The 698-nt window shown below is 44.8% G+C and carries 1 protein-coding gene and 1 pseudogene; one reads left to right on the top strand and one right to left on the bottom strand.

What is annotated here, in order from left to right:
* Nucleotides 1-326: pseudogene (locus R7Q48_RS27520) on the top strand (FCD domain-containing protein); the annotation flags it as partial.
* A 93-nt stretch (nt 327-419) separates the two neighbouring features.
* On the opposite strand, the gene R7Q48_RS27515 reads toward R7Q48_RS27520, so the two are convergent.
* A partial coding sequence (locus R7Q48_RS27515; RefSeq protein ID WP_318133438.1) for a diguanylate cyclase occupies nt 420-698 on the bottom strand: 279 nt, incomplete at its 5' end.

Here is a 698-nt window from a genome sequence, read left to right as displayed (position 1 = left end):
TATCTAGAGTGAATCTCGACCAAGGCTTTTGCTGGAGAGAATGGGAAGAACGCCACTATCACTTTCTTGAGGCGTTGCTTGAGGGGGCGAACTCGCACAATTTGTTTACCTTCTTCCGAGATATTTTAAACCAGATCAAGCGTTACCATTACTTTGCTATGCAAGTGCTAGGAACGAACAATCAAGGTCACTGCAATATCGATGAACAAGAGATGATCATGAAGTTATCGCTGTCTAAAAATAGTGACGATGCGGTGCAGTTTCTGGATCGTTATTTGTTGAAGTCGTTGCAATGTGTCGAAACCGCCATCGACAATCCGCTATAAACGTCACACCAAATCAACTCGCTTATTAACGAAAAAATCGGGTATATCCCGATTTTTTCTTTTTGGGATAAACGGTTCTCTCGCTCATGTGAACTAAGCAATATCATCAATGCTATGACACAAAGAAACGCAGTTTCTACCAGCGCTTTTGGATTCATACAGCGCGATATCTGCGCACTTATAGCTTCGAGTTCGGTCGGCAGTGAGGTCACTATAACCCGCACTGACGGTAACGGTCATATTGCTTCGCAGCTGAACCGCGACTCGCAAACGATTGAGCACCACTTCGGCCTCTTTAACTGTAGTATGAGGCATGATCACCGCAAACTCCTCACCAACAACACGAGAAACAAAACCCGTCGTGCGTACTTC

The sequence above is a fragment of the Vibrio sp. 378 genome, from assembly GCF_033339435.1.
This window is presented reverse-complemented; position numbering and strand designations above follow the sequence as displayed.